Origin of the sequence: Kitasatospora sp. NPDC017646 (assembly GCF_044329365.1) — a bacterium.
Lineage (GTDB): Bacteria > Actinomycetota > Actinomycetes > Streptomycetales > Streptomycetaceae > Kitasatospora.
Genome location: NZ_JBIRJC010000025.1, coordinates 75,888 through 96,404, shown reverse-complemented (window position 1 = coordinate 96,404; position 20,517 = coordinate 75,888). Strand labels below are relative to the sequence as shown.

General features: G+C 74.7%; 17 protein-coding genes and 1 pseudogene. 10 read left to right on the top strand and 8 right to left on the bottom strand.

Annotation, left to right across the window (positions count from 1 at the left end; translation table 11 throughout):
- The first annotated feature begins 420 nt into the window (after nucleotides 1-420).
- From ACH4J0_RS30405 to ACH4J0_RS30390, 4 genes are all read left to right on the top strand, one after another.
- Nucleotides 421-846, top strand: coding sequence for a GNAT family N-acetyltransferase (locus ACH4J0_RS30405; protein WP_396243863.1), 426 nt, complete (start codon nucleotides 421-423; stop codon nucleotides 844-846).
- Nucleotides 847-944: 98 nt separating this feature from the next.
- Complete coding sequence (locus ACH4J0_RS30400) at nucleotides 945-1,631, top strand: phosphatase PAP2 family protein (protein WP_396243862.1); 687 nt, start codon at nucleotides 945-947, stop codon at nucleotides 1,629-1,631.
- A gap of 133 nt (nucleotides 1,632-1,764) precedes the next feature.
- Entirely contained in the window at nucleotides 1,765-2,340 is a 576-nt protein-coding gene (locus ACH4J0_RS30395) for a sigma factor (RefSeq protein ID WP_396243860.1), read from the top strand.
- 60 nt (nucleotides 2,341-2,400) lie between these two features.
- Complete coding sequence (locus ACH4J0_RS30390; RefSeq protein ID WP_396243859.1) at nucleotides 2,401-3,570, top strand: macrolide family glycosyltransferase; 1,170 nt, start codon at nucleotides 2,401-2,403, stop codon at nucleotides 3,568-3,570.
- Between the two features lie 165 nt (nucleotides 3,571-3,735).
- Here the strand turns inward: ACH4J0_RS30390 and ACH4J0_RS30385 are convergent, their stop codons facing one another.
- Together ACH4J0_RS30385 and ACH4J0_RS30380 are read right to left on the bottom strand one after the other, a co-directional pair.
- Entirely contained in the window at nucleotides 3,736-4,611 is an 876-nt protein-coding gene (locus ACH4J0_RS30385; protein ID WP_396243858.1) for a DUF4232 domain-containing protein, read from the bottom strand.
- 102 nt (nucleotides 4,612-4,713) lie between these two features.
- A pseudogene (locus ACH4J0_RS30380) lies at nucleotides 4,714-5,004 on the bottom strand (hypothetical protein); the annotation flags it as partial.
- Between the two features lie 439 nt (nucleotides 5,005-5,443).
- Here ACH4J0_RS30380 and ACH4J0_RS30375 point away from each other — a divergent pair.
- Nucleotides 5,444-5,797, top strand: a complete 354-nt coding sequence (locus ACH4J0_RS30375) for a CGNR zinc finger domain-containing protein (RefSeq protein ID WP_396243857.1) — start codon at nucleotides 5,444-5,446, stop codon at nucleotides 5,795-5,797.
- A 99-nt stretch (nucleotides 5,798-5,896) separates the two neighbouring features.
- Here the strand turns inward: ACH4J0_RS30375 and ACH4J0_RS30370 are convergent, their stop codons facing one another.
- Entirely contained in the window at nucleotides 5,897-8,497 is a 2,601-nt protein-coding gene (locus tag ACH4J0_RS30370) for a SpoIIE family protein phosphatase (protein ID WP_396243874.1), read from the bottom strand.
- Between the two features lie 597 nt (nucleotides 8,498-9,094).
- On the opposite strand from ACH4J0_RS30370, the gene ACH4J0_RS30365 reads away from it, so the two are divergent.
- Both ACH4J0_RS30365 and ACH4J0_RS30360 read left to right on the top strand, forming a co-directional pair.
- On the top strand, nucleotides 9,095-9,877 hold the full coding sequence (locus ACH4J0_RS30365) for a hypothetical protein (protein ID WP_396243855.1): 783 nt from the start codon (nucleotides 9,095-9,097) through the stop codon (nucleotides 9,875-9,877).
- Nucleotides 9,874-11,373, top strand: coding sequence for an NADH-ubiquinone oxidoreductase-F iron-sulfur binding region domain-containing protein (locus ACH4J0_RS30360; RefSeq protein WP_396243853.1), 1,500 nt, complete (start codon nucleotides 9,874-9,876; stop codon nucleotides 11,371-11,373). The genes ACH4J0_RS30365 and ACH4J0_RS30360 overlap by 4 nt, the downstream gene beginning before the upstream one ends.
- A gap of 118 nt (nucleotides 11,374-11,491) precedes the next feature.
- On the opposite strand, the gene ACH4J0_RS30355 is transcribed toward ACH4J0_RS30360, so the two are convergent.
- Together ACH4J0_RS30355 and ACH4J0_RS30350 are read right to left on the bottom strand one after the other, a co-directional pair.
- The gene (locus tag ACH4J0_RS30355) at nucleotides 11,492-11,749 is read right to left on the bottom strand and encodes a DUF6296 family protein (RefSeq protein ID WP_396243852.1); all 258 of its coding nucleotides are present in this window, start codon (nucleotides 11,747-11,749) and stop codon (nucleotides 11,492-11,494) included.
- Between the two features lie 100 nt (nucleotides 11,750-11,849).
- On the bottom strand, nucleotides 11,850-13,007 hold the full coding sequence (locus ACH4J0_RS30350; RefSeq protein ID WP_396243851.1) for a hypothetical protein: 1,158 nt from the start codon (nucleotides 13,005-13,007) through the stop codon (nucleotides 11,850-11,852).
- A gap of 246 nt (nucleotides 13,008-13,253) precedes the next feature.
- On the opposite strand from ACH4J0_RS30350, the gene ACH4J0_RS30345 reads away from it, so the two are divergent.
- Nucleotides 13,254-14,783, top strand: a complete 1,530-nt coding sequence (locus ACH4J0_RS30345) for an acyl-CoA synthetase (RefSeq protein WP_396243850.1) — start codon at nucleotides 13,254-13,256, stop codon at nucleotides 14,781-14,783.
- 23 nt (nucleotides 14,784-14,806) lie between these two features.
- Here ACH4J0_RS30345 and ACH4J0_RS30340 read toward each other — a convergent pair whose 3' ends face one another.
- Nucleotides 14,807-15,313, bottom strand: coding sequence for an ArsR/SmtB family transcription factor (locus tag ACH4J0_RS30340; RefSeq protein ID WP_396243849.1), 507 nt, complete (start codon nucleotides 15,311-15,313; stop codon nucleotides 14,807-14,809).
- 57 nt (nucleotides 15,314-15,370) lie between these two features.
- On the opposite strand from ACH4J0_RS30340, the gene ACH4J0_RS30335 reads away from it, so the two are divergent.
- Entirely contained in the window at nucleotides 15,371-16,282 is a 912-nt protein-coding gene (locus ACH4J0_RS30335; protein WP_396243847.1) for a S41 family peptidase, read from the top strand.
- Between the two features lie 84 nt (nucleotides 16,283-16,366).
- Here ACH4J0_RS30335 and ACH4J0_RS30330 read toward each other — a convergent pair whose 3' ends face one another.
- Complete coding sequence (locus ACH4J0_RS30330) at nucleotides 16,367-17,542, bottom strand: helix-turn-helix domain-containing protein (protein WP_396243845.1); 1,176 nt, start codon at nucleotides 17,540-17,542, stop codon at nucleotides 16,367-16,369.
- Between the two features lie 226 nt (nucleotides 17,543-17,768).
- Here ACH4J0_RS30330 and ACH4J0_RS30325 point away from each other — a divergent pair, with 226 nt between their 5' ends.
- Nucleotides 17,769-19,436 carry an FAD-binding dehydrogenase gene (locus tag ACH4J0_RS30325; protein WP_396243843.1) on the top strand — a complete coding sequence of 556 codons (1,668 nt, stop codon included), beginning with the start codon at nucleotides 17,769-17,771 and terminating at the stop codon, nucleotides 19,434-19,436.
- A 51-nt stretch (nucleotides 19,437-19,487) separates the two neighbouring features.
- Here the strand turns inward: ACH4J0_RS30325 and ACH4J0_RS30320 are convergent, their stop codons facing one another.
- A complete protein-coding gene (locus tag ACH4J0_RS30320; protein WP_396243841.1) occupies nucleotides 19,488-20,285 on the bottom strand; it encodes a hypothetical protein in 798 nt (265 codons plus the stop codon).
- Nucleotides 20,286-20,517 lie beyond the last annotated feature (232 nt).

Here is a 20,517-nt window from a genome sequence, read left to right as displayed (position 1 = left end):
TTCTGGGTGACCCACATGTCGAGGTAGACGTACTCCTCGGCGATGTTGCAGCCGTTGTCCGGGTCGACCATGGTGTCGCCACCGTCGCCGCCGAAGTCGGACCTTGGCGGCGTGCTGCCGGCCGATCTCGGCCAGGTGCTGCGCCTGGCGCGGGCGGGCGTCGGACATGCCGGGTGCGGCGAGGGCCTGAGTGGTGGTCAGGCCGAGCGCGGTGAGCGTGACGGCGCCGGTCAGCAGCCGTCGACGGTACCCGTTGGACACGGTGGCGGGTCCTCCCCATTGCGGCGGGTCGTGCGGTCGCGCGGCCCGGCGGAATCCGACGGAAGCCTCGCGGGTCGGGCCGCCGCCGGGGAAGCAGCCGATCGAGGGCATGTCGACGAGACCCGGGAGACTGGAGCCCTTACCTGTAGGATGTAATACATGAACAGCATCAATGACCCTTACGACATTCGCCCGGACGTCCCCACCGTCGAGGTCTTCCGCCGCCTGCGCACCGACGCGGGCCTCTCCGACCGCGCCCCGGAGGCGGTCGCCGCCGGCCTGCCCAACACCTGGTACGGGGTGCTGCTGCACCACGAGGGCGAGCCGATCGGCATGGGGCGGATCATCGGCGACGGCGGCACCGCGTTCCAGATCGTCGACGTCTGTGTGCATCCGGCGCACCAGGGGAAGGGCCTCGGCAAGCGCATCGTGGCCGCGCTCACCGAGGAACTCGACCGCCGGGCGCCCGCGACCGCCTACGTCTCGCTGATCGCGGACGGGCCGGCGCGCATCCTCTACGAGCGGTTCGGCTTCGTGGAGACCGCCCCCCACGATTCCGTCGGCATGTTCCGTCCCGGAAACTGACCGTCCGACAGCGGTTCGGTGTGGCTGAGTTCCGGGCCGAACGCCGTGACCCCCAGCATGGGACCGGGAATCCACCCGCACCCCGCCCCGAGGGAACGATGAGCCACCTGCCGAGCCCGCCGAAGGTCCGCCCGCCCGACCGCCCACGCCGGTGGCCGGTGGTGGCCGGAGTCGCGTTGCTGCTGTTCGCGGCCCTGGCCGCGCTCCTGGCCGAGCAGAGCTGGGCACCGTACGGCTTCGAGCGGGACGCCGACGACTGGTCCGCCGCACACCGGCCGTCCGCCGCCCGGACGGTTGCCGTCGCGATCACCTCGCTCGGCTCCGGCGCGGTGCCCTACCTGCTGGCCCTGGCCGCCGGCGCCGTCGCCCTCCGCGCCCTGCCCGCATCCCGGCCACCGCGCCGGGCGGCCGTGCTGTTCCTCGCCCCGTTGCTGTGGCTGGGCCTGGGCCAACTCCTGCGCCTGGGCCTGGTGCAGTTCTTCGCCCGCCCGCGGCCACCGCGCCCGCAGTGGGCGGCCGACGCGTCCGGCTTCTCCTTCCCCTCCGGACACTCCTTCACCTCCGCGGCCTGCGCCGGCCTGCTCGCCCTGGCCGTCACCCGGGCCCGCCCGACGGCCGCCCGGACCGCCGCCGCGCTCGCCGTCGTGTTCGCGGCCGCGGTCGGCCTCAGCCGGATCTACCTCGGGGTGCACTGGCCCTTGGACGTCCTCGGCGGCTGGCTCCTCGCCGCCGGCTGGCTCGCCCTGGGCACCGCGGTCCTGCGCCGCGCCGACCGTTCGACCTGATCCCCCTGCCACGTCGCCGGTTCGGCACCGGCAGGCGGCTGACCCCAGCCGCCGATCGTCCGGCGGGGATCGTCCTACGCCTTCCTGATGATCGGACTGTCACATGACCACGGCCCCACCGCGTTAGCAAGGTATGGATCAAGAATCGGCCGAACCACCCTGGCCGGAGTTCCCGGACTTCGTCGCCTCCCGCGCCCGGTACCTGCTGCGCACCGCCTTCCTGCTCGCCGGCGGTGACGCCCACCTCGCCGAGGACCTCGTGCAGGAGGCGCTCGGCCGGATCTACCTCAAGTGGCGGAAGGTGTCCCGGCTGGACAACCCCAGCGGCTACGCGCAGACCGTCCTCGTCAACACCTACCTGTCGTACCGGCGCAAGCGCAGCGCCTCCGAGCGCGTCACCGACGAGTTCCCCGAGGTCGGCGTGCACGACCCTGACCCGGCCCTGCGGCTGACGCTGCTGCGCGCCCTCGCCGAACTCCCCGCGCCGGACCGCGCCGTGCTGGTGCTGCGCTTCTGGGAGGACCGCAGCGTCGAGGAGACGGCCGCCGCCCTGCGATCGCGACCGCCCCCGTCTGGCGTTCCTGACAGCCGTGCCAGGTCAGGGTCCGACACGGCGGCTCGGCACGGGAGTCGACAGCCCCGACCACCGGGCCGCCGTGCGCGGTCGTCCGGATCACCACCCTGCACACGGTCGTCGAGGAGCACTTGACGTAACGTCAGGCACGTGAAGAACGCAACTCGTGACGACCTACGAGGAGAGGTACCGACCATGCCCGGTCCAGCCCACATCGCCATGGTGAACATCCCGGCGCACGGCCACGTGAATCCCAGCCTGGAGGTGATCCGGGAGCTGGTCGCCCGTGGCCACCGGGTCAGTTACGTCAACGACCCGTCGTTCGCCGAGCAGATCGAGGCCACCGGCGCCCGGTTCGTGCCCCACGCCACGGGCCTGACCTTCATCAACGGAGCCGTCGAACCCGGAACCAATGTGCACGGCATGATCTTCGACGAGGCGCGGGCGATGCTCCCGCGGATGCGGGAGGTGTTCGAGGGCGATCGGCCCGACCTCGTCCTGTACGACTTCATGGCGTACGCGGGGCGGGTCCTGGCCGACGGCTGGGGCGTGCCGTCCATGCTGGTCTCGCCGTCCCGGGTCGCCTCGGCGGATCCCCAGGCGGAGCCGTTCCGGACGGTCCTGAAGGCACTGGAGGCGGAGGGCGTTCCCGAGCGGTTCGCGCGGTGGCTGGTCGACAACGGGGTGCCGGCCCGCGACATGTTCACGTACATGCTGAGGCCGGACCGCGGGATCGCGCTCATCCCCCAGGCCCTCCAGTCCAGGATGGACGAGGTCGACCCCGAGGTCTTCTCCTTCGCCGGTCCCTGCCTCGGCGACCGGGAGCACCAGGGGAGTTGGACCCGGCCGCAGGACGCGAAGAAGGTGCTGCTGGTCTCGCTCGGCTCCGCCTTCACCCACCAGCCCGCCTTCTACCGCGCGTGCCTGGAGGCGTTCGGCGATCTGCCCGGCTGGCACGTCGTGCTCCAGATCGGCAGGTCGACCGACCCGGCCGAGCTGGGCCCGGTTCCGGCCAACGTCGAAGTGCACCCGTGGATACCGCAGTTCGCGGTGCTCCGGCAGGCCGACGCGTTCATCACCCACGCCGGGATGGGCGGGTGCAGCGAGGGCCTGTACTGCGGACTGCCGATGGTCGCGGTGCCGCAGGCCGCCGACCAGTTCGAGAACGCGGACCGGCTGGTCGAACTCGGCGTCGCCCGCCGCCTGGACACCGATCGGGCCACCCCCGACGCACTGCGCTCCGCCGTAATGGAGCTGACCGGGGACCCGAAGGTGACGGCCCGGCTGGCGGAACTGCGCGAGGAGGTCCGGGCGGGCGCCAGCGTGACCAGGGCCGCCGACCTGGTCGAGGCCGCGCTGGCCTGACGGGCCGCTGCCCCGGTCACACGTCCGCGTCCGCCACCGCCACCGCCCCGGGCGATGGCGGTGGCGGCGGCGGAGGTCGTGCTCGCGGAGGCGGTCGCGCTCACGACAGCGCGGTGGGCCGCACGTGGACCTCGCGACGGAGCTGGTTCCACGGCAAGGTGATCGTCAACGTACTGCCGAAGGCGCCGCGTCATCCCTGATCCAGGCACCGACCCCGAGGCGCCCGGTGGTGCCCAGGTCGAGTTCCGGCGTCACCATCACCGGTGCCGCACCCGGCGTGGCGCGCACCCGCAGATAAGGGGCGTTCACCGGGGCGCCGCCCTCGGTGGTGTTGCGCCACACCAGCGTGGATCGGGCACCCTCCCCCGGTTGCAGCGCGAACTCCCGCGGCGGGTCGTCCGCGCCGGTACCGCTCGCGATCCGAGCGCCACCGTGCACGACCTGGACCCCGTCGACCGGCTTGTGGTCCACGTCGAGCACGTGCAGCTCCGGGTACCCGTCCAGGGTCACCGCGGCCGTCCCGCAGTTGCTCAGGTGCAGCCCGACCACCCGCAGCCCCATCGCCGCGTCCCCCCGGTCCACACCCACCCGCACCCCGGACTCCGGGCACGGGCCGTCCGAGCGCGGCGCCTCGGCGCTCGGCACGCTGCGCACCGTGAGGACCTTCACCCCCGAGGCCATCCCGCCCAGCTCGACCCGCCCCTTCCCGACAGCCCCCGGCGCAAGCCCCTCGACGGTCCTGGTCACGGTGTCCACCGCGCCCCCGGAGGCGCCCGTCCGGCTGAAGACCACCGTCACGTCGGAGGCTTCGCCCGCGCCGTTGGTCACCTCGTACTCCGCACACACCGGCCCGACCGCGGTGACCCGCACCCCGCTCTTCGCCGCCGCCGAGGGCGAAGCCGACCCCACCCCGCACGGCCCGGCGCCACCGGTGGCCTTCCGGGCCCCCGCCGTACCGCCCGCCTGGGACCCACACCCCGTCAACAGCACTCCCGCGAGCGCCACGGCCAGCAACGCACCGACCTTCTCGAACTCACCCATCCGACCATCCGATCACGAACCACCCGGGGGTGACCGTGAGCCGCATCACTCCCCGCGCAACAGCCCTGCAACACCCGGTTCGTGAGCGTGGGCGCGGGCGGCTCAGCGCTGAGCGAGGATCCGCCGTAGGACGTCCGGCAGTTGGGCGTCGTCGGAGGGCAACTCCCGTGCCCTCCAGGCAATGTGGCCGTCGGGGCGGACGAGGGTGGCACCGGTCGGCGGGAGGTCGAGCGGCCCCGTCAGGTCCGTCGGGAGGAGGCGCAGACTGACGGGCAGGGCGGCCGCCGTGGCGGCATCGGTGTGTCGGTGCCACGGGTGGTGGGCGGTGAAGGGGGTGAAGCCGGGGCCGACCAGGTCCAGGGTGGAGGTGGCGTCGAGGCGTAGGTGGGGGAGGCGGGTTCCGGGGGGCGCCGTCGGGGTGTTCGCGCTCGGGGTCGAGGGCGGGGCGCGGCGGGGTGTCGGAGAGGACCGCGGTGGAGGCGTAGGCGGCGGTGAGCAGCAGCTCGTCGTCCATCCGGTAGGTGGTGCGGGCGCGGGAGTTGGCCAGGGAGATGTCGATGACCTGTCGGGCGACGGGACGGCGTTCGGCCTCGTAGGTGTGGACGAGCACGGCCTCCAGGGCGTCCTGGGAGCAGATCAGCCCGGGCGAGGGCGTCCGCTCGGCGCCGTTCCCCCCGTGCGTGGCCACGCCGGTACGGACGAAGTCGGGATCGACCAGGGTGCGGCCGCGGTAGAAGTACACCTGCGAGGCGGGGAGCCTGGCCCCCCGGATCTCCTCCTCCAGGCCGCAGCGGCGGAAGACCTCCATCGAACGCGCGGACACGCCACGGCCTTGGGGTGGCGAGAGGCGTGGGGGTGCGCCTCGACGAGCAGGTCGTCCACGATCAACGCCCTGCTCGACCGCTACCCGCCACGTCCGCACCTCGTCCGCCTCCCCGGCCGCCCCTGGTCCCTCCACACCCGGGCCCCGGCCGACGCCGGCCTCACCCACTGGCTGCTCTCCACCGCCGCCCTCGGCCTCTGGCTCGGCGACCGCGGCACCTGCGCCTGGGGGCGCTGCGCCGCCCCGGACTGCGACCGCTTCTTCATCGACACCGGCCGCCGCACCCCCCAGCGCTTCTGCACCCCCCGCTGCGCCACCCGCGTCCGCGTCGCCACCCACCGTGCCCGACGCTCCGCCGGGTGACGCCACCAGTGTCCGACCTGCCGCTCGTGCCGCTCGGCCGCGCGGGCCCGGTGAGCGGAGGACTCCGTGACAGCTGCCGCTCAGTCCAGCGGTCGCCGCTCAGTCCAGCAGCTGCTGCTCAGTCCAGATGATCTTTCCGTCGCGGGTGTAGCGGACGCCCCAGCGTTCGGTGAGCTGGGCAACGAGGAACAGGCCGCGGCCGCCCTCGTCCTCCGCGACCGCGTAGCGCAGGTGCGGAGCGGTGCTGCTCCCGTCGGAGACCTCGCAGATCAGCGTGCCGACGTACAGCAGCCGCACCCTGATCGGCGCTGCGGCGTAGCGGATGGCATTGGTCACCAGCTCGCTGAGTACCAGCTCGGTGACGAAGGCGGCCTCGTCAAGACCCCATTCGGCGAGCTGTCGGGTGGCCACGGCGCGGACCTTGGCCACCGCCTCCGGGGCCGGGGCCACCTCCCACTCGGCGGTCCGGTCGGGCTCCAGCACCCTGGTGCGGGCGACGAGGAGCGCGATGTCATCGGTCTGGCGGGCGGGCAGCAGGGCGTCGATCACGGCCTCGCAGATCTCCTGCGGCGATCGGTCGGGGCGGCTCAGCACGCTCATGAGGACGTCCAGGCCGGCCGCGATGTCGCGGGTGCGGTCCTCGACGAGGCCGTCCGTGTAGAGGACCAGGCTGCTCCCCGGTGGCAGTCGCAGCTCCACGGCTTCGAAAGGCAGCCCACCCAGGCCGAGCGGCGGTCCGCTCGGGACGCCGAGGAGCTCGACCGTGCCGTCCGGATAGGCGAGGGCGGGCGGGGGATGGCCCGCCCGGGCCATCGCACAGGTGGCGGTGCTGGGGTCGTAGATCGCGTAGAGGCAAGTGGCGCCGGTGATCGCGAGTTCGCCCCCGGCCGCGGCCGTCTCCTGGTCCAGGTGGGCGACCAGTTCGTCCAGGTGCCCGAGCAGTTCGTCCGGCGGCAGGTCGAGGGTGGAGAAGTTCTGGACGGCAGTGCGCAGCCGGCCCATGGTGGCGGCCGCGTGCACGCCGTGGCCGACCACGTCGCCGACCACGAGCGCGACCCGGGCGCCCGGCAGCGGGATGACGTCGAACCAGTCGCCGCCGACCCCTGCCTGGGCGGGCAGGTAGCGGTGGGCGACGTCGAGGGCGTTCTGCTCGGGCAACGCGCGCGGCAACAGGCTGTGCTGGAGGGCGACGGCCATGGTGTGCTCGCGCGTGTAGCGGCGGGCGTTGTCGACGGACACGGCGGCCCGGGCGGCCAGCTCTTCGGCCAGGGACAGCTCGTCGTCCTCGAACGGGCCCCGGTCCCGGCCGCGCCAGAAGCAGGCGACGCCCATCAGCACACCCCGCGCTCTGAGCGGAACGGAGATCAGCGACGCCAGGCCGAAGTCCACCACCGCCTGCGTCCGTTCGACGTCCTGCCTGCGCCAGCCCTCGTCGGTCGCCACCTCGGGGACCAGTGCGGACCGCCCGGTGACGAATCCCGCCGCCTGCGGGGTGCTCCCGGCCCACCGGACCAGCGTGCCCTGGGGGTACAGCGGCGAATCGTCCCGGACGCCCGCGAGGGCCACCCGCAGCAGCCTCACCTCGGCACCGGCCGACAGGGTCTGCGGCTCCTCGCCGCGCAGGACCTCCTCGGCGAGGTCGACGGTGGCGTAGTCGCAGAACTCCCGGCTGGCCGTCCTGGCGAGCTCCTCGGCGGTGTGCCGGACGTCCAGGGTGCTGCCGATGGCCATGCTCGCGTCGTACAGCAGCCTGAGCCGACCGCGGGCGACCTCGGCCTTGCCCGCCAGGGCGCGCAGCTCGGTGGAGTCGCGCAGGGTGGCGACGCTGCCGGGAGGTCCTCCCCCGCTGCCGGTCGGGCGGTTGTTGACGGCCAGCAGGCGGTCGCCGACGGGGAGGACCTCGTCGGTGACCGCGCGGTCGGACAGCAACAGCTCGGTCGTGCGGGGCGCGAGGCCGAGGTCGGCGACGGGACGCCCCTCGGGGTCGGGGGGCAGGTCCAGGAGCCGGCGCGCCTCGTCGTTGGCGAGCAGGACCCGGCCGTCGCCGCCGACGATGACCACGCCCTCGCGCACCGCGTGCAGCACCGCGTCGTGGTGCTCGTACATCCGGGTCATTTCCTCCGGCCCCAGGCCGTGGGTCTGCCGCAGGAGACGTCTGCCCACCAGCGCCGTCCCGGCCGTGGCCAGGCCCAGCCCGACGACACCGGCGCCCAGGACGACCGGCAGCTGGCGGTCGATCGCGCTGCTCACGTTGGCGACCTTCATCCCGGCCGACACGATGCCCACGACCCCGCCGTGGTTGTCCTCCACCGGCACCACCACCTGGTACTCCAGGCCGAGCGGTCCGTGCACCTGCTCGACGGTGATCCGCCCCTCGAGTGACGGCCCGATGGTGCCGACGAACTTCTTGCCGATCTGCGCCGGCTCGGGGTGGGTGTAGCGGATGCCGTTCCGGTCGGTCACCACGATGAAGTCGACCTGGGCGCCCTTGCGGGCCGCTTCGGTCAGCGGTTGCAAGACCGCGCTGGGATCGGGGCCCTGCATCGTCGCCACCAGACCGGGGCCGTGGGCGAACGCCTCGGCCGCGGCGAGCGAACGGTCGCGCGCTGCCGCGAACCGGTCGCTGCGGGACTCGATCAGCAGCGCGACGACCGCCGCCACCACGAGCAGCAGCACGATCGACACCTGGAGAAGGAACATCTGCCCCGCGACACTGCGGATGCTCAGCACCGACCGCAGCCGCCGCACCGGAGGATCCTCCGGCACGGGGCGTGGACGCGGCCGCCACAGACGACCGCCCGCTCGGCCCGGAGCCCTCGGGTCCGGGCCCGTCTCTCTCGCCATACACCCATGGTCTCGCCACGGCGCGAACCGGCCATGGTCACCGCGGGATGAATCGGGACATCGGCAGCACGACGCCGCCGCTCCGGCGCTCTTCCCGGCCCGCCCGCTCGACGACCTCGTCGACCGACCGGACGGGTCGTTCGCCGCCGACCGCGGGGCCCGGAGCGTGAGCCCTGTTACGTCACTCCCGGTAGCCACTACGTCCGACCGTAGATCCAGGACGCCCCCGACCTGCGGAAACGCGCGGCCCGGGGCCCTGCTACTGCCCGGCGTCGTATCGGCGCACCTTCCTCCCCGGTCCGGCGCCGCTAACAATGGGCCCCGTCCAGCCGTGCCACCGGCCTCCCGGCCGGGTGCGCCCTCCGATGTGGCTTCGAGGCGGTCCCGCCGAGCCGACACCGCTGCCGGCCCACACCCCGCCGGTCGCCCGAACCCACGGAAGCAGGTGTTCAGATGCCCGCGTCGGTCCTTCTCGCAGGTGCCGCGGTCGACGGCGCGTCGGCCGTGGCCCGCCACGTCGTCGCCTTCCTGGACTACTTCGCCGGGGTCTTCACCCTGCTCTCGCTGACTGCGGCGGTCGTGACCGGGCTGGCCGCCACCGACCGCCTGGTCCTGACGCCGCGGCTGCGGGTGGCCGTCCAGTCGGTGCACCGGGCGACCGCCGTCGCGGCACTCGGGTTCCTGGCCGTGCACATCGCGGTGAAGGTCGCCGAGCACCGCGCCGACCCGCGGAGCACCGTGCTGCCCTTCACCGGCGGCACCGCCGTCGCGGTGGGTCTGGGTAGCGTGGCGGCCGATCTGCTCGTCCTGGTCGCGGCGACGGGCGCGTTCCGCGGACGTTTCGCGGGCAGCCGGCACGCCTGGCTCTGGCGGGTACTGCACGCGGGCGCGTACGCCTGCTGGCCGGTCGCGCTGGTCCACGGTCTGACCGCCGGACGCCCGGCACACGCCTGGGTGCTGTGGGGCTACGGCCTGTGCGCAGCCGTGATCGCGCTCGCCCTGCTGGTACGGAGCCTCTCCTGGGTGGGTCACCGCCGGACCGTCACCCTGCACCGGCGCCGTTCGAAGGCCCAGCCGCCCGGCGCACCGGTCCCGGCGGCGGCGTACGCGGCGACGGCGCACGCGGCGACGGCGCACGCGGCAGCCCGCACCGGCACGGTGCCATGGCGACCGCGGCACGCCGCGCCGGCCGCGCCCCCGCGCCCGGGGCTGTTCCAGCCCGGCGGTGGCCTGTGAGCGCCCGGTCCGAGCTGCCGCAGGTGCGCCGCCTGGGGCCGGCCCGGCTGACCGCCGGCCTGGACCGTTTCCAGCGCCTCGACCTCGCCGCCCACGTCCGCGTGCACCCGCCGCTGCCCCGGCTCACCCCCGACGACCTGCTGGACCTGGCCGAACGCGTCGACCTGCGCGGCCGCGGAGGCGCCGGATTCCCCTTCGCCCGCAAGGCCCGGGCGGCGGTGGCCACCGCCGCCCGCACCGGGGCGGCCCCGGTCATCGTGGTGAACGGCTCGGAGGGCGAGCCCCCCAGTGCCAAGGACAGGGTCCTGCTCGCCCGCGCCCCGCACCTCGTGCTCGACGGCGCCGTCCTCGCGGCGGTCGCCTTCGGGGCCGAGGAGATCGTCGTCGGCGTCGCCGCCGGCAGCCCCGGCGAGGCCTCCGTCCCGGCCGCCCTCGCCGAGCGCGAGCTGCCGTGCCCGGCCCGGACCGTGTGCGTTCCCGAACGCTTCGTCTCCGGCGAGTCCAGCGCACTGATCCGCGGGGTCAACGGGCTCGCGGTGCAACCCTCCGCGGTGCGGGCCCGCGCGACCGAGGGCGGGACGGGCGGCGTCCGGCGGCGCCCGACCCTGCTGTCGAACGCGGAGACCTGGGCGCAGCTCGCCGTGGCCGCCCGGCTCGGGGCCGGTCCGTACGCGGCCGTCGGCACCGGAGAGGAACCGGGCACGGTCCTGCTGACGGTCAACCGTCCCGGCTCGGACCCCCTCGTGGTCGAGGTCCCCTTCGGCACGAGGCTGGGGGAGGTCCTGGACACGTGCCGGCTGCGGCCGGGCGACGGCGTACTGGTGGGCGGCTATCACGGCGCCTGGCTCGCCGCGGCGGACGCCGTCGGCGCGCCCCTCTCGCGCACGGGTCTCGCCGAACTCGGCGGCACCCTCGGCGCCGGTGCGATCGTCGCGCTCCCTCCCGCCACGTGCCCGCTCGGCGAGGTCGCCCGGGTCGCGGCCTGGCTGGCGGGTGAGTCGGCCGGGCAGTGCGGGCCGTGCCGACGCGGACTGCCCGACGCCGCCGAGGCGCTCGGTGCGCTGGCCGCCGGCACCGGCGGGCCCGCCGCCCTGGAGGACGTTCGACGGGCCCTCGGCGGCGCGCAGGGCGGTGGCGCCTGTTCCCACCCGGACGGCACGGCCCGCTTCGTGCTGACCGCGCTCGACGTGTTCGCCCAGGACCTCGAAGCCCACCTCGCCGGCCCGGGGTGCGGTCGGCCGGTCCTCGAGGTGCTGCCGCTGCCACCCGCCGGAGGCACCCACCTGGAGGTGGACTGGTCCCGCTGCACCGGTCACGGACTGTGCGGCGTCCTGGCTCCCGGCCTCGTCCGGCTCGGCCCGCACGGCTACCCCGCGTCGACCACCATCCCCGTCGCCCCCTGGCAGGAACACGGCGCCCGCCGGGCCGTGAACCAGTGCCCGGCCCTGGCGCTGCGCGTGCGCCGCCCGGACCGTTCCCCTGGTCGTCTCCGGTGACGGAGTCGTAGCCGAGCAGGACGCCGAGGACGGGAAGAGGACGGGAGTCAGCGACCCCCGTCGGCCACGCCACCGCCCCCCGGCGTGGCCGACCGCCGACCGTGCGGAGAACTCGCCGTCACGCTCGGGGTGCGGCGCGGTCGGGCAGGGGCACGGCGTGCAGGCAGGGGTGCGGCGGGGAGCCGACGGGCGCGGTCAGGACGGTGGCCACCTCACCGGTGATCTCCACCCGGAAGTCGCCGTCGGTGTTCTCCCAGACGGGCCCGCCGCCGGGCCCGAGGATCTCGGTGAGGTGCACCACGATGACGGCGGGCGGGGCGTGCCCGCCGATCGGCCCGGGCAGAGTCACCGCGTAACGGCGTTCAAGGCTCTTCATGGCCGGCCTCCAGGTCGAACACCCTCCCTGCCCCGTAGATTCTCCTCCACCGCCCGGCAAATGCATACGAACGGTGGTACCTTCCGCCAGGCCGTTCGGCTCAGGCGTTCCAGCGCAGCACGGCGCCGAGCCCGCCCGGCGGACCGGGTACGGCCTCCGGCACCAGCAGTGCCTCGGCTCCGACCGCAGCGGCGCTGCGCAGCAGGGCGTCGGCGGCCGGGGCCTGCTGCGGGGCGGACACTCCCATGGCGCGCAGCTCGGCCCGCTGGACGCCGATGTGCTCCGGCTCCGGACCGGTCCACACCGGGCGCTCCGGGTCGTGCCCGCCCGGCTGGATGAGCAGTGCGGCGAGCTGGTGCTGCCGGGCGGCGGTCACCACGGCGGGCACGCCCTGGGCGGCGGCGCCGGGCGCGGTCTCGGTCCCGGCGGCGTCGGTGGCGTGTTCCCCGGGGCGGCCGACGCCGGTGCGGAAGGCGTCCAGCACGGTGGTCAGGTGCCGGCTCTGGTGCTCCTCCCAGGCCTGGGCGATCCGGCGGTCGAAGCTGTCCCGGGCGATGCCGTCGGCCCGGCCGCCGCCGTCCACTTCGACGGTGTCCGGCTGCAGCTGCGGGGGCAGCTGCGCGCGGACGGCCCGGCGCTCGCGGACGTCGCCGGTGAGCACCAGCAGGCCGGCGCCGCTGCCGGACCAGATCCTGGTCAGCTGGTCGGCGATGATCCTGGCGGTGCGCTCCCAGGCGTCCTCGACGCGGTGCCGGTAGTGCCATTCGTACCGGTCGGCGGGCGGGGCGCGGTGGCCGCGGCCCTGCCACTGCCGGCCCTCGACGGTGCCGATCGGCTCGGAGCGGCCGAGTTCGCGCTGCTCCAGATCGGCCCCGGTGCGGTCCACGGCCACCACCAGGCAGCGCGGCGCGGCGTCGTCCAGCAGGCCGAGCAGCGGGGCGGTGTGCGGCAGGGGCGCCCAGGTGGCGGCGACGTCGGGCGGCGATTCCATCAGGGGCACGTCCAGCGCGACCTCGCCGTCGGCGGCGAACAGCGCCCGCCCCGGTGGGGAGGCGGCCGCGGGTTCGCCGGCCAGGTGGTCGCGGACGGCGTCGCAGGTGCCCTCGTCCACGCCGAGGCCGGCGAGCCGGTGGACGGCGGCCCGGTCGATCAGGGCCCGGCGCGGGGCGGCGTCCTCGGTGGCGCGGGACGTGTCCAGGTACAACGAGGCCCAGGGGCCGGGCCGGTCGAGCAACGGAGTGAGGAAGGCGAGGTCCATGGCGGCCTCCCGTGGTCGGTGGCTATGGCGCCTACCCGGCTCCGCCCGTCGGACACCCCACCGGGCTCGGACACTGGTGCGTCCGGTCCGAAGTGGGCAGGCTGCTCCTGCACCCCGGCCGTCCGCGCCACCCCACCCCGCCCGGAGGCGCACCGAACCAGCACCGACCCGACCCGAACCGACCCGAACCGACCCGAACCGACCGCGAAGCGAATCCGGACCGACCCCGAGAGCGAGACCGCGAGCATGATCGACGACCCCCGCGCCGGCACCGTCGACGGGCTGCTGCGCCGCAGCGCCCGCCGGACCCCCGACCGCACCGCGCTGACCTTCGCCGAGCGCAGCTGGACCTACCGGCAGCTCGACGAGGCGGTCAGCCGCGCGGCCGGGTACCTGCTCGGGCTGGGCCTGCGCCCCGGCGACCGGGTCGCGGCGTACGGGCGCAACTCCGACGCCTACGCGATCGCCTTCCTGGCCTGCGCCCGGGCCGGCCTGGTGCACGTCCCGGTCAACTACGCCCTCACCGGTGAGGAATTGAGCCACCTGCTCGGCCACTCCGGCAGCCGGGTCGTCCTCAGCGACCCGGCGCTGGCGCCGGAGGTCGAACGCGTCCGGGCCGGGCTGGGCGTCGAGCACGTGGTGCCGCTGCGGGACGAGGGCTCCGGGCTCCTCGCCGCCGCGCTCGCCGGCCCGGTGCCGGAACCCGCCGCCGGGGTGCGGGACACCGACCTGGTCCAGCTGCTCTACACCTCCGGCACCACCTCCCGGCCGAAGGGCGCGAAGATGCCCCACCGCGCCCTGGTGCACGCCTACCTGTCGGGCATCCACGCCCTCGACCTGGGCGCGGACGACCGGCCGCTGATCTGCATGCCGCTGTACCACTCGGCCGCCCTGCACGTCTTCCTCGTGCCCTACCTCGCCGTCGGCGCCTCCGTCCTGCTGCTGGAGTCGCCGGACATCCCCGAGCTGCTCCGGCGGATCGAGGAGGACCGGGTCGGCTCGCTGTTCCTGGCGCCGACGGTGTGGGTCCCGCTGGCCGACCACCCCGACCTCGACCGGCGCGACCTGTCCTCGCTGCGCAAGGCCCAGTACGGCGCCTCGATCATGCCGGTGGCCGTGCTCGACCGGCTGCGCGACCGCTACCCCGGGGTCGGCTTCTACAACTGCTTCGGCCAGTCGGAGATCGGTCCGCTGGCCACCGTGCTGCGGCCGGAGGAGCACCGGGAGCGGCCGTCCTCCTGCGGCCGCCCGGTGCTGTTCGTGGAGGCCCGGATCGTCGACCGCGAGGGCGCGGAGGTGCCGCCCGGCACCCCGGGCGAGATCGTCTACCGCTCACCGCAGTTGTGCCTCGGGTACTGGGACGCACCGGAGGAGACCGCCGAGGCGTTCCGGGGCGGCTGGTTCCACTCCGGGGACCTGGTCGTCTCCGACGGGGCGGGCTACCTGACCGTGATCGACCGGATCAAGGACGTCATCAACACCGGCGGGGTGCTGGTGGCCTCCCGGGAGGTCGAGGAGGCGGTCTACAGCCACGCGGCCGTGGCGGAGGTCGCGGTGATCGGCGCGCCCGACGAGAAGTGGATCGAGGCGGTCACCGCGTTCGTCGTGCTCCGTCCCGGCGCCGCCGTCCCCACGGCGGCGGAGCTCATCGCCCATGTACGCAGCCGCCTCGCGCCCTACAAGGTGCCGAAGAACGTCCACTTCGTCACCGATCTGCCGCGCAACCAGAGCGGCAAACTGCTCAAGCGGGAACTCCGGACCCGGCTCACGCCGTAGCGCCCGCCCTCGGCGGGCCGACCCTATGCCCCGGCCTGCTGGTAGAGCGTCACCAGGAGACCGTGCACCGGCTCGCCCTCCGGATCCTCCTCCGTCTCGTCGACCAGCGCGGCCAGCGCCTCGGCGAGCCGCGCCGCCTTGGCCGGGCCGAGCCGGATGTGACGGAGGGTCAGGAGATGATCGGCGGGTGAGCGGTCCAACTCCTGGGCGACGGCGCCGAACAGTGCGGCCGTGCCCTCCGGCTGCGGTTCGGCGACGAGGAGCCGCTCGGCGGTCCGCCGGTAGTACTTCTCCGTGCCGCCGCGCACCCGTCGCGTTCCCGCGCCCTGGACCAGCCCCGCCCCGTACAGCACCCCGAGGTGGTGGGAGACGCTGCCCTTGTTCACCCCCAGCTGCGCGGCGAGCCGGCTGATCGTCGACGGCCGTCTGCTCAGGGCGAAGAGCAGGCGCTGGCGCAGGGGGTGGGCGAGTGCGGTGTGCTGCTGGGGCGTGCTGATCCGCTGGACGCTCTCGTCTGGTTGGTGGCTCACCGGATCAAGCGTTAAGTACGTTTGACGCTTTGACAAGTCACTGGTCTACTCCCTCCCATGACCTCCACCACATCGTCACCCGCGTTGGACGCCGTCGCCGTCGTCGAGTCGATCGCCGAACTGGTCCGCGAGAACTACGTCTTCCCCGATGCCGCCCGGGAACTGGCTGCCCTGCTGCGGCGCCGGAGCGCCGAGGGCTCCTACCGGGCCGGATCCGCCGAGGAGTTGGCCGAAGCGGTCACGTCCGATCTGCGGTCCGTCAACGGCGACCTGCACCTGGCCCTGAAGTACCACGCCGTGCCGGTGCCGCGTGAGCGGGGCGCGGCGGCGCTCGCCGCGATGCGGAGGGAGTTCGACGCCTCCCTGGGCGGTGTTCCGCGGGTGGAACTCCTCGACGGCGGCGTCGCGGTCCTGGAGATCGGACCCAAGATGTTCCCACTGGACTGGGCGGCGCAGCCACTGGCCGCGGCGCTCTCCCTGGTGGCCCCCGCCCGCGCCCTCGTCCTGGACCTTCGCCGCAACACCGGTGGCGATCCGGACACGGTCGCGTTCGTCTGCGGGTACCTGCTCGACGGCCGCACACACCTCAACACCATGCTCTCGCGGCAGGGGGAGGTGGCCGAGCAGTCCTGGACGCCCCCGTTCGTACCGGGTGCCCGCTTCGGCGCCGACAAGCCGCTCTACGTGCTGACGAGCGGGAACACCTTCTCCGCGGGCGAGGAGCTCGCCTACGACCTGCAGCAGCTCGGGCGCGCCGAGGTCGTCGGGGAGGCCACCCGGGGCGGCGCGCACCCGCGCGACGGCTGGACGGTGCACCCGCACCTGGAGCTCAGTGTGCCCGTCGCCCGCGCGGTCAACCCGGTCTCGGGCACCAACTGGGAGGGCACCGGCGTCCGGCCCGACGTGCCGTGCGACGCCGGGGCGGCGCTCGACCGCGCGCTGCCCCTGGCGGTGGCGCGCCTGACCTGAGTCCACCGGTGGACGTGCTGTCCCCGGACCGCCGCACCGGGGCGGACTGCCCCCCTCGGCGCGCGTCCCGCCCCCGGTGGCCCGTCAGGCCCCGGGCCACCGGGAGGCGCCCGCGAGCAGAGCGGTCTGGAAGACGAAGCGGTTCCACGGGGTTCGCGGGTCGCGGCCGGTGGCGGCGGCGAGGCGCTTCAGCCGGTAGCGGACGGTCTGGGGGTGGACGTGGAGGCGGGCGGCCGCGGCGGGGGCACCGTCGGAGTAGATGACGGCGTCGAGCGTCCGCCGGGTGTCGTCGTCCTGGGCGAGGTGGCCGAGCACGGCTTCGGCCACCTGCCCGGGATCGGCGTCGGGCTGCCCCGTGACCAGGGCCACCACCTCCAGGTCGCCGCGGTCGAGCACCCGGCGCTCGGTCCACACCAGCGGCGAGGCGTGCCGCAGGCCGTGGACGGCCAGCCGGTGGTCGCGCGGCGCGGTGGCGGCGGTGACGCCGGTGAGCAGGACGCCGGTGAGGTCGTGCCCGGCGGCCAGGCGGGCCAGCAGTGCCGGGTCGACCGCCTTGACCAGGGCGACCCCGACGCCGTCCATGACGGTGTGCAGCGAGGTGAGTTCGCGGTCCGCCGCGTCGCCCGCGGCCCGGGCGTCCAGGGCCGCGGTGACCAGCGCCGCCGCCCGCTCCGCGTCGTCGGGCCCGGTGGCCGCCGGGGACACCACCACCAGGTCGAAGGAGGACGGCAGTTCCGCGTCGAGTTCGCGCAGCCGGGCGCGGAGGGTGCCGGCGTGGCTCTGCCGGCCGAGCAGCAGGTCGGTGAGGAGCCCGCGCAGGGAGCGCTCGCGGTCCTCGCCGAGCATGCGCCCGGTGGACTCGTAGCCGTCGAAGATGGCTTCGGAGGACTGGTCGAGCACCGTCAGCCACACCCGGGCGAGCGCGCTGAGGTCGCGCACCGAGACCGCGTCGGCGAAGCGCTCCCCGATCCGGTCGAAGAAGGCCAGCGCCGCGACCCGGTAGGCGCGCAGCACGGCCGCCAGCGGACGGGCGTCACGCGCCCTGACCGCGCCCACACCGCGGAACATCCGGATGTCATCGGGGCCCAGCGCGCCGTCCACGGACCAGAGTTCGAGCACCCGGCGGAGCGTCCAGACGATGATGGAGCGGACCTCCTCCAGCTGGCGGGCGTCGAGGTTGGCGTAGGCGGGGATCTCCCGGGCGATGGCGGCCATGAAGGCGTCGACCATCCCGGTCTCGTCCGCCAGGATCCGCGACACGGCGCCGTGCCGGTCGGCGGTCGAAGGGCCAGGGCCTCGTGCCGCCGGGTCCTGTGCCGGCAGACCTTGTGCCGGCAGACCTTGTGCCGCCAGGCCTTGTGCTGGTGGCACAGTCTTCTTCATCACCACGTGACAAGCCTAGTGCCGGTCGGCCCGGCCTCCCCCGACCATGGGAGCGCGCAGTCGTCGCGACCGGGCGACGGTGATTCCCCCGAGGGAGAGCTGAATGCCGTTCCAGCCTGAGGTGATCGTGGTCGGTGCCGGCCTGGCCGGACTGGTGGCGACGCACGAGCTGGCGAAGGCCGGCCGGCGGGTGCTGGTCCTCGAGCAGGAGAACCGGCGGAACCTCGGCGGCCAGGCGTTCTGGTCGCTCGGCGGCCTCTTCTTCGTCGACAGCCCGGAGCAGCGCCGGGCCGGGATCAGGGACTCGCTGGAGCTGGCCCGGCAGGACTGGTTCGGTTCGGCGGGCTTCGACCGGCCGGACGACGAGGACCTCTGGGGGCGGCGCTGGGCCGATGCCTACCTGGCGTGGGCGGCCGGCGGCAAGCGCCGCTACCTGCGCGAGCTCGGGCACCGGGTGGTGCCGCTGGTGGGGTGGGCGGAGCGGGGCGCCGGTTCGGCCACCGGGCACGGCAACTCGGTGCCGCGCTTCCACATCACCTGGGGCACCGGGCCCGGGGTGGTGGAGGCGTTCCTGCGCCCGGTGCTACGGGCGGAGCGCGCCGGGCTGGTGCGGTTCGCGTTCCGGCAGCGGGTGGACGAGCTGCTCACCGAGGACGGCGCGGTGGTCGGCGTCCGGGGTGCGGTGCTGGCGCCCGACGACTCCGAACGCGGCGTCAAGTCCTCGCGCGAGGTGGCCGGTTCGTTCGAGGAACGGGCGGCGGCGGTCGTGGTGACCTCCGGCGGCATCGGGCACGACCACGCGCTGATGCGGGCGAACTGGCCGGTGGACCGGGTCGGCCCGGCCCCCGAGCACCTGATCTCCGGCGTCCCCGCCCACGTCGACGGCCGGATGCTGGCCATCACCGAGCGGGCGGGCGGCCGAGTGGTCAACCGCGACCGGATGTGGGCCTACACCGAGGGTGTCCACAACTGGGACCCGGTCTGGCCGGACCACGCCATCCGGATCCTGCCCGGCCCGTCCTCCATGTGGTTCGACGCCGACGGCCGCCGGCTGACCGGGATGTCCGGCGTGCCGGGCGCCGACTCGATCGGCGCGATGAAGCAGATCCTGGCCACCGGCCACGACTACTCGTGGTTCGTCCTGACCCAGTCGATCATCGAGAAGGAGTTCGCGCTCTCCGGTTCGGAGCAGAACCCCGATCTGACCGGCCGGGACCTCACGTTCGCGGTGAAGAGCCGGCTGGCCAAGGGCGCCCCCGGCCCGGTGGAGCGGTTCAAGCAACACGGCGAGGACTTCGTCGTCGCCCGGACCCTGCCCGAGCTCGTCGCCGCCATGAACGGGATCGCCCGCGGCCCGAAGCTCGACGCCGCCGACATCGAGCGGCAGATCGTCGCCCGCGACCGCGAACTGGCCAACCCTTTCAGCAAGGACGCCCAGGTGATGGCGATCCACAACGCCCGCCGGTCGCTGACCGACCGGATCGCCCGGGTCGCCAAGCCGCACCGGATCCTCGACCCGGCGCACGGGCCGCTGATCGGCGTGCGCCTCAACATCCTGTCCCGCAAGACCCTCGGCGGTCTCCAGACCGACCTGGACTCCCGGGTGATCGGGGACGACGGCGCCCCGGTCCCCGGCCTCTACGCCGCCGGGGAGGTGGCCGGCTTCGGCGGCGGGGGCGTGCACGGGTACAACGCGCTGGAGGGAACGTTCCTGGGCGGCTGCATCTTCTCCGGGCGGGCGGCCGGTCTGGCGATCGCCCGCGGCCGCTGAATCGCCCGCGGCCACTGAACCGCCCGCGGCGCCGAGCCCGGGTGACCGAAGTCAGCCGGTCAGCCAGGGCGCCTCGGGGAGCTTGGCGTCGGCGTCGCGTCCGGAGAAGTCCACGGTGGTCGGCGTGCCCAGGCCGGCGATCCGCATGGTGACCCGGCGCAGCTTGCCGTCGCCGTCCACCCAGTACGTCAGCGGCGAGGTCTTGCCGTCAGGTGCCGCGCCCTGGGCGCGCGGGCCGGCGAAGCGGTCGTAGCCGCGGCCGTCGATCCGGTCCTGGCCGAGCCAGCGGGCGCCGGACTGGGCGAGGAGCAGCGGGTTGTCCGGGCGGTCGGCGCCGACCTGGGTGAGCAGTTGGAGACCGGCGTCCAGCGGGTCGGCGGTGTACGAGCGCGGCGACCAGCCGGAGCGGGGAATGTGTTCGGCCTGCTGCCAGGGCGGGCTCTGGTCGCCCTCGCCCGCGGGTTCCGGGGCCAGGCCCAGGCCGCCGGTGTCCCAGACCACCAGGCCGTGGTCGAGCGGGCCGCTCGCACCGGTGCTCTGGTAGCGGCCCACGCCGCGGTGGGTGCGGTAGTCCACGACGCCCTCGACCCGGATCCGCACTCCCCCGCCCTCGTCGGCGGTGAGCACCACCCCCACCGGGCTGGCCTGGTAGAGGTTCAGCCGGGACAGCGCGAGCCGACCCGCCTCCTCGGTGGTGACCGGCCGTTCCGAGGCGTCGTCGGAGACGGTCTCGTACGCGACGACACCGCCCGCAACGGCGGCGCACACCGCGGTCGCGATCAGCGCCGTCAGCCAGCGGGTCCGCCTGCGCCGGGGCGGGCGGGCTTCGGCCTTCGTCCTGCGGGCCATGCGGTCGTGGTCTCCGATCCTTCGTTCAGGTGGTTCAGGTCGCTCAGGTCGTTCAGGTCCAGCCCGGTGGAGGCGTTGTAGCGGCGCGGTCGAGCACAGGAGTCGGGGGGGGGGGGGGGGGGGGGGGGGGGGGGGGGGGGGGCCCCCCCCCCCCCCGGCCCGCCCCCCCCCCCCCCCCCCCCGCCCCCCGCGGGGGGGGGGGGGGCGCCGCCCCCGCCCCCCCCCCCCCCCC

Bases quoted from the DNA above. Each gene is read 5' to 3' on its own strand.
- ACH4J0_RS30400 (WP_396243862.1), top strand. From the start codon at position 945: ATGAGCCACCTGCCGAGCCCGCCGAAGGTCCGCCCGCCCGACCGCCCA.
- ACH4J0_RS30395 (WP_396243860.1), top strand. From the start codon at position 1,765: ATGGATCAAGAATCGGCCGAACCACCCTGGCCGGAGTTCCCGGACTTC.
- ACH4J0_RS30335 (WP_396243847.1), top strand. From the start codon at position 15,371: ATGACCTCCACCACATCGTCACCCGCGTTGGACGCCGTCGCCGTCGTC.
- ACH4J0_RS30355 (WP_396243852.1), bottom strand. From the start codon at position 11,749: ATGAAGAGCCTTGAACGCCGTTACGCGGTGACTCTGCCCGGGCCGATC.
- ACH4J0_RS30390 (WP_396243859.1), top strand. From the start codon at position 2,401: ATGCCCGGTCCAGCCCACATCGCCATGGTGAACATCCCGGCGCACGGC.
- ACH4J0_RS30405 (WP_396243863.1), top strand. From the start codon at position 421: ATGAACAGCATCAATGACCCTTACGACATTCGCCCGGACGTCCCCACC.
- ACH4J0_RS30345 (WP_396243850.1), top strand. From the start codon at position 13,254: ATGATCGACGACCCCCGCGCCGGCACCGTCGACGGGCTGCTGCGCCGC.
- ACH4J0_RS30365 (WP_396243855.1), top strand. From the start codon at position 9,095: ATGCCCGCGTCGGTCCTTCTCGCAGGTGCCGCGGTCGACGGCGCGTCG.
- ACH4J0_RS30320 (WP_396243841.1), bottom strand. From the start codon at position 20,285: ATGGCCCGCAGGACGAAGGCCGAAGCCCGCCCGCCCCGGCGCAGGCGG.
- ACH4J0_RS30370 (WP_396243874.1), bottom strand. From the start codon at position 8,497: ATGTTCCTTCTCCAGGTGTCGATCGTGCTGCTGCTCGTGGTGGCGGCG.
- ACH4J0_RS30350 (WP_396243851.1), bottom strand. From the start codon at position 13,007: ATGGACCTCGCCTTCCTCACTCCGTTGCTCGACCGGCCCGGCCCCTGG.
- ACH4J0_RS30385 (WP_396243858.1), bottom strand. From the start codon at position 4,611: ATGGGTGAGTTCGAGAAGGTCGGTGCGTTGCTGGCCGTGGCGCTCGCG.
- ACH4J0_RS30325 (WP_396243843.1), top strand. From the start codon at position 17,769: ATGCCGTTCCAGCCTGAGGTGATCGTGGTCGGTGCCGGCCTGGCCGGA.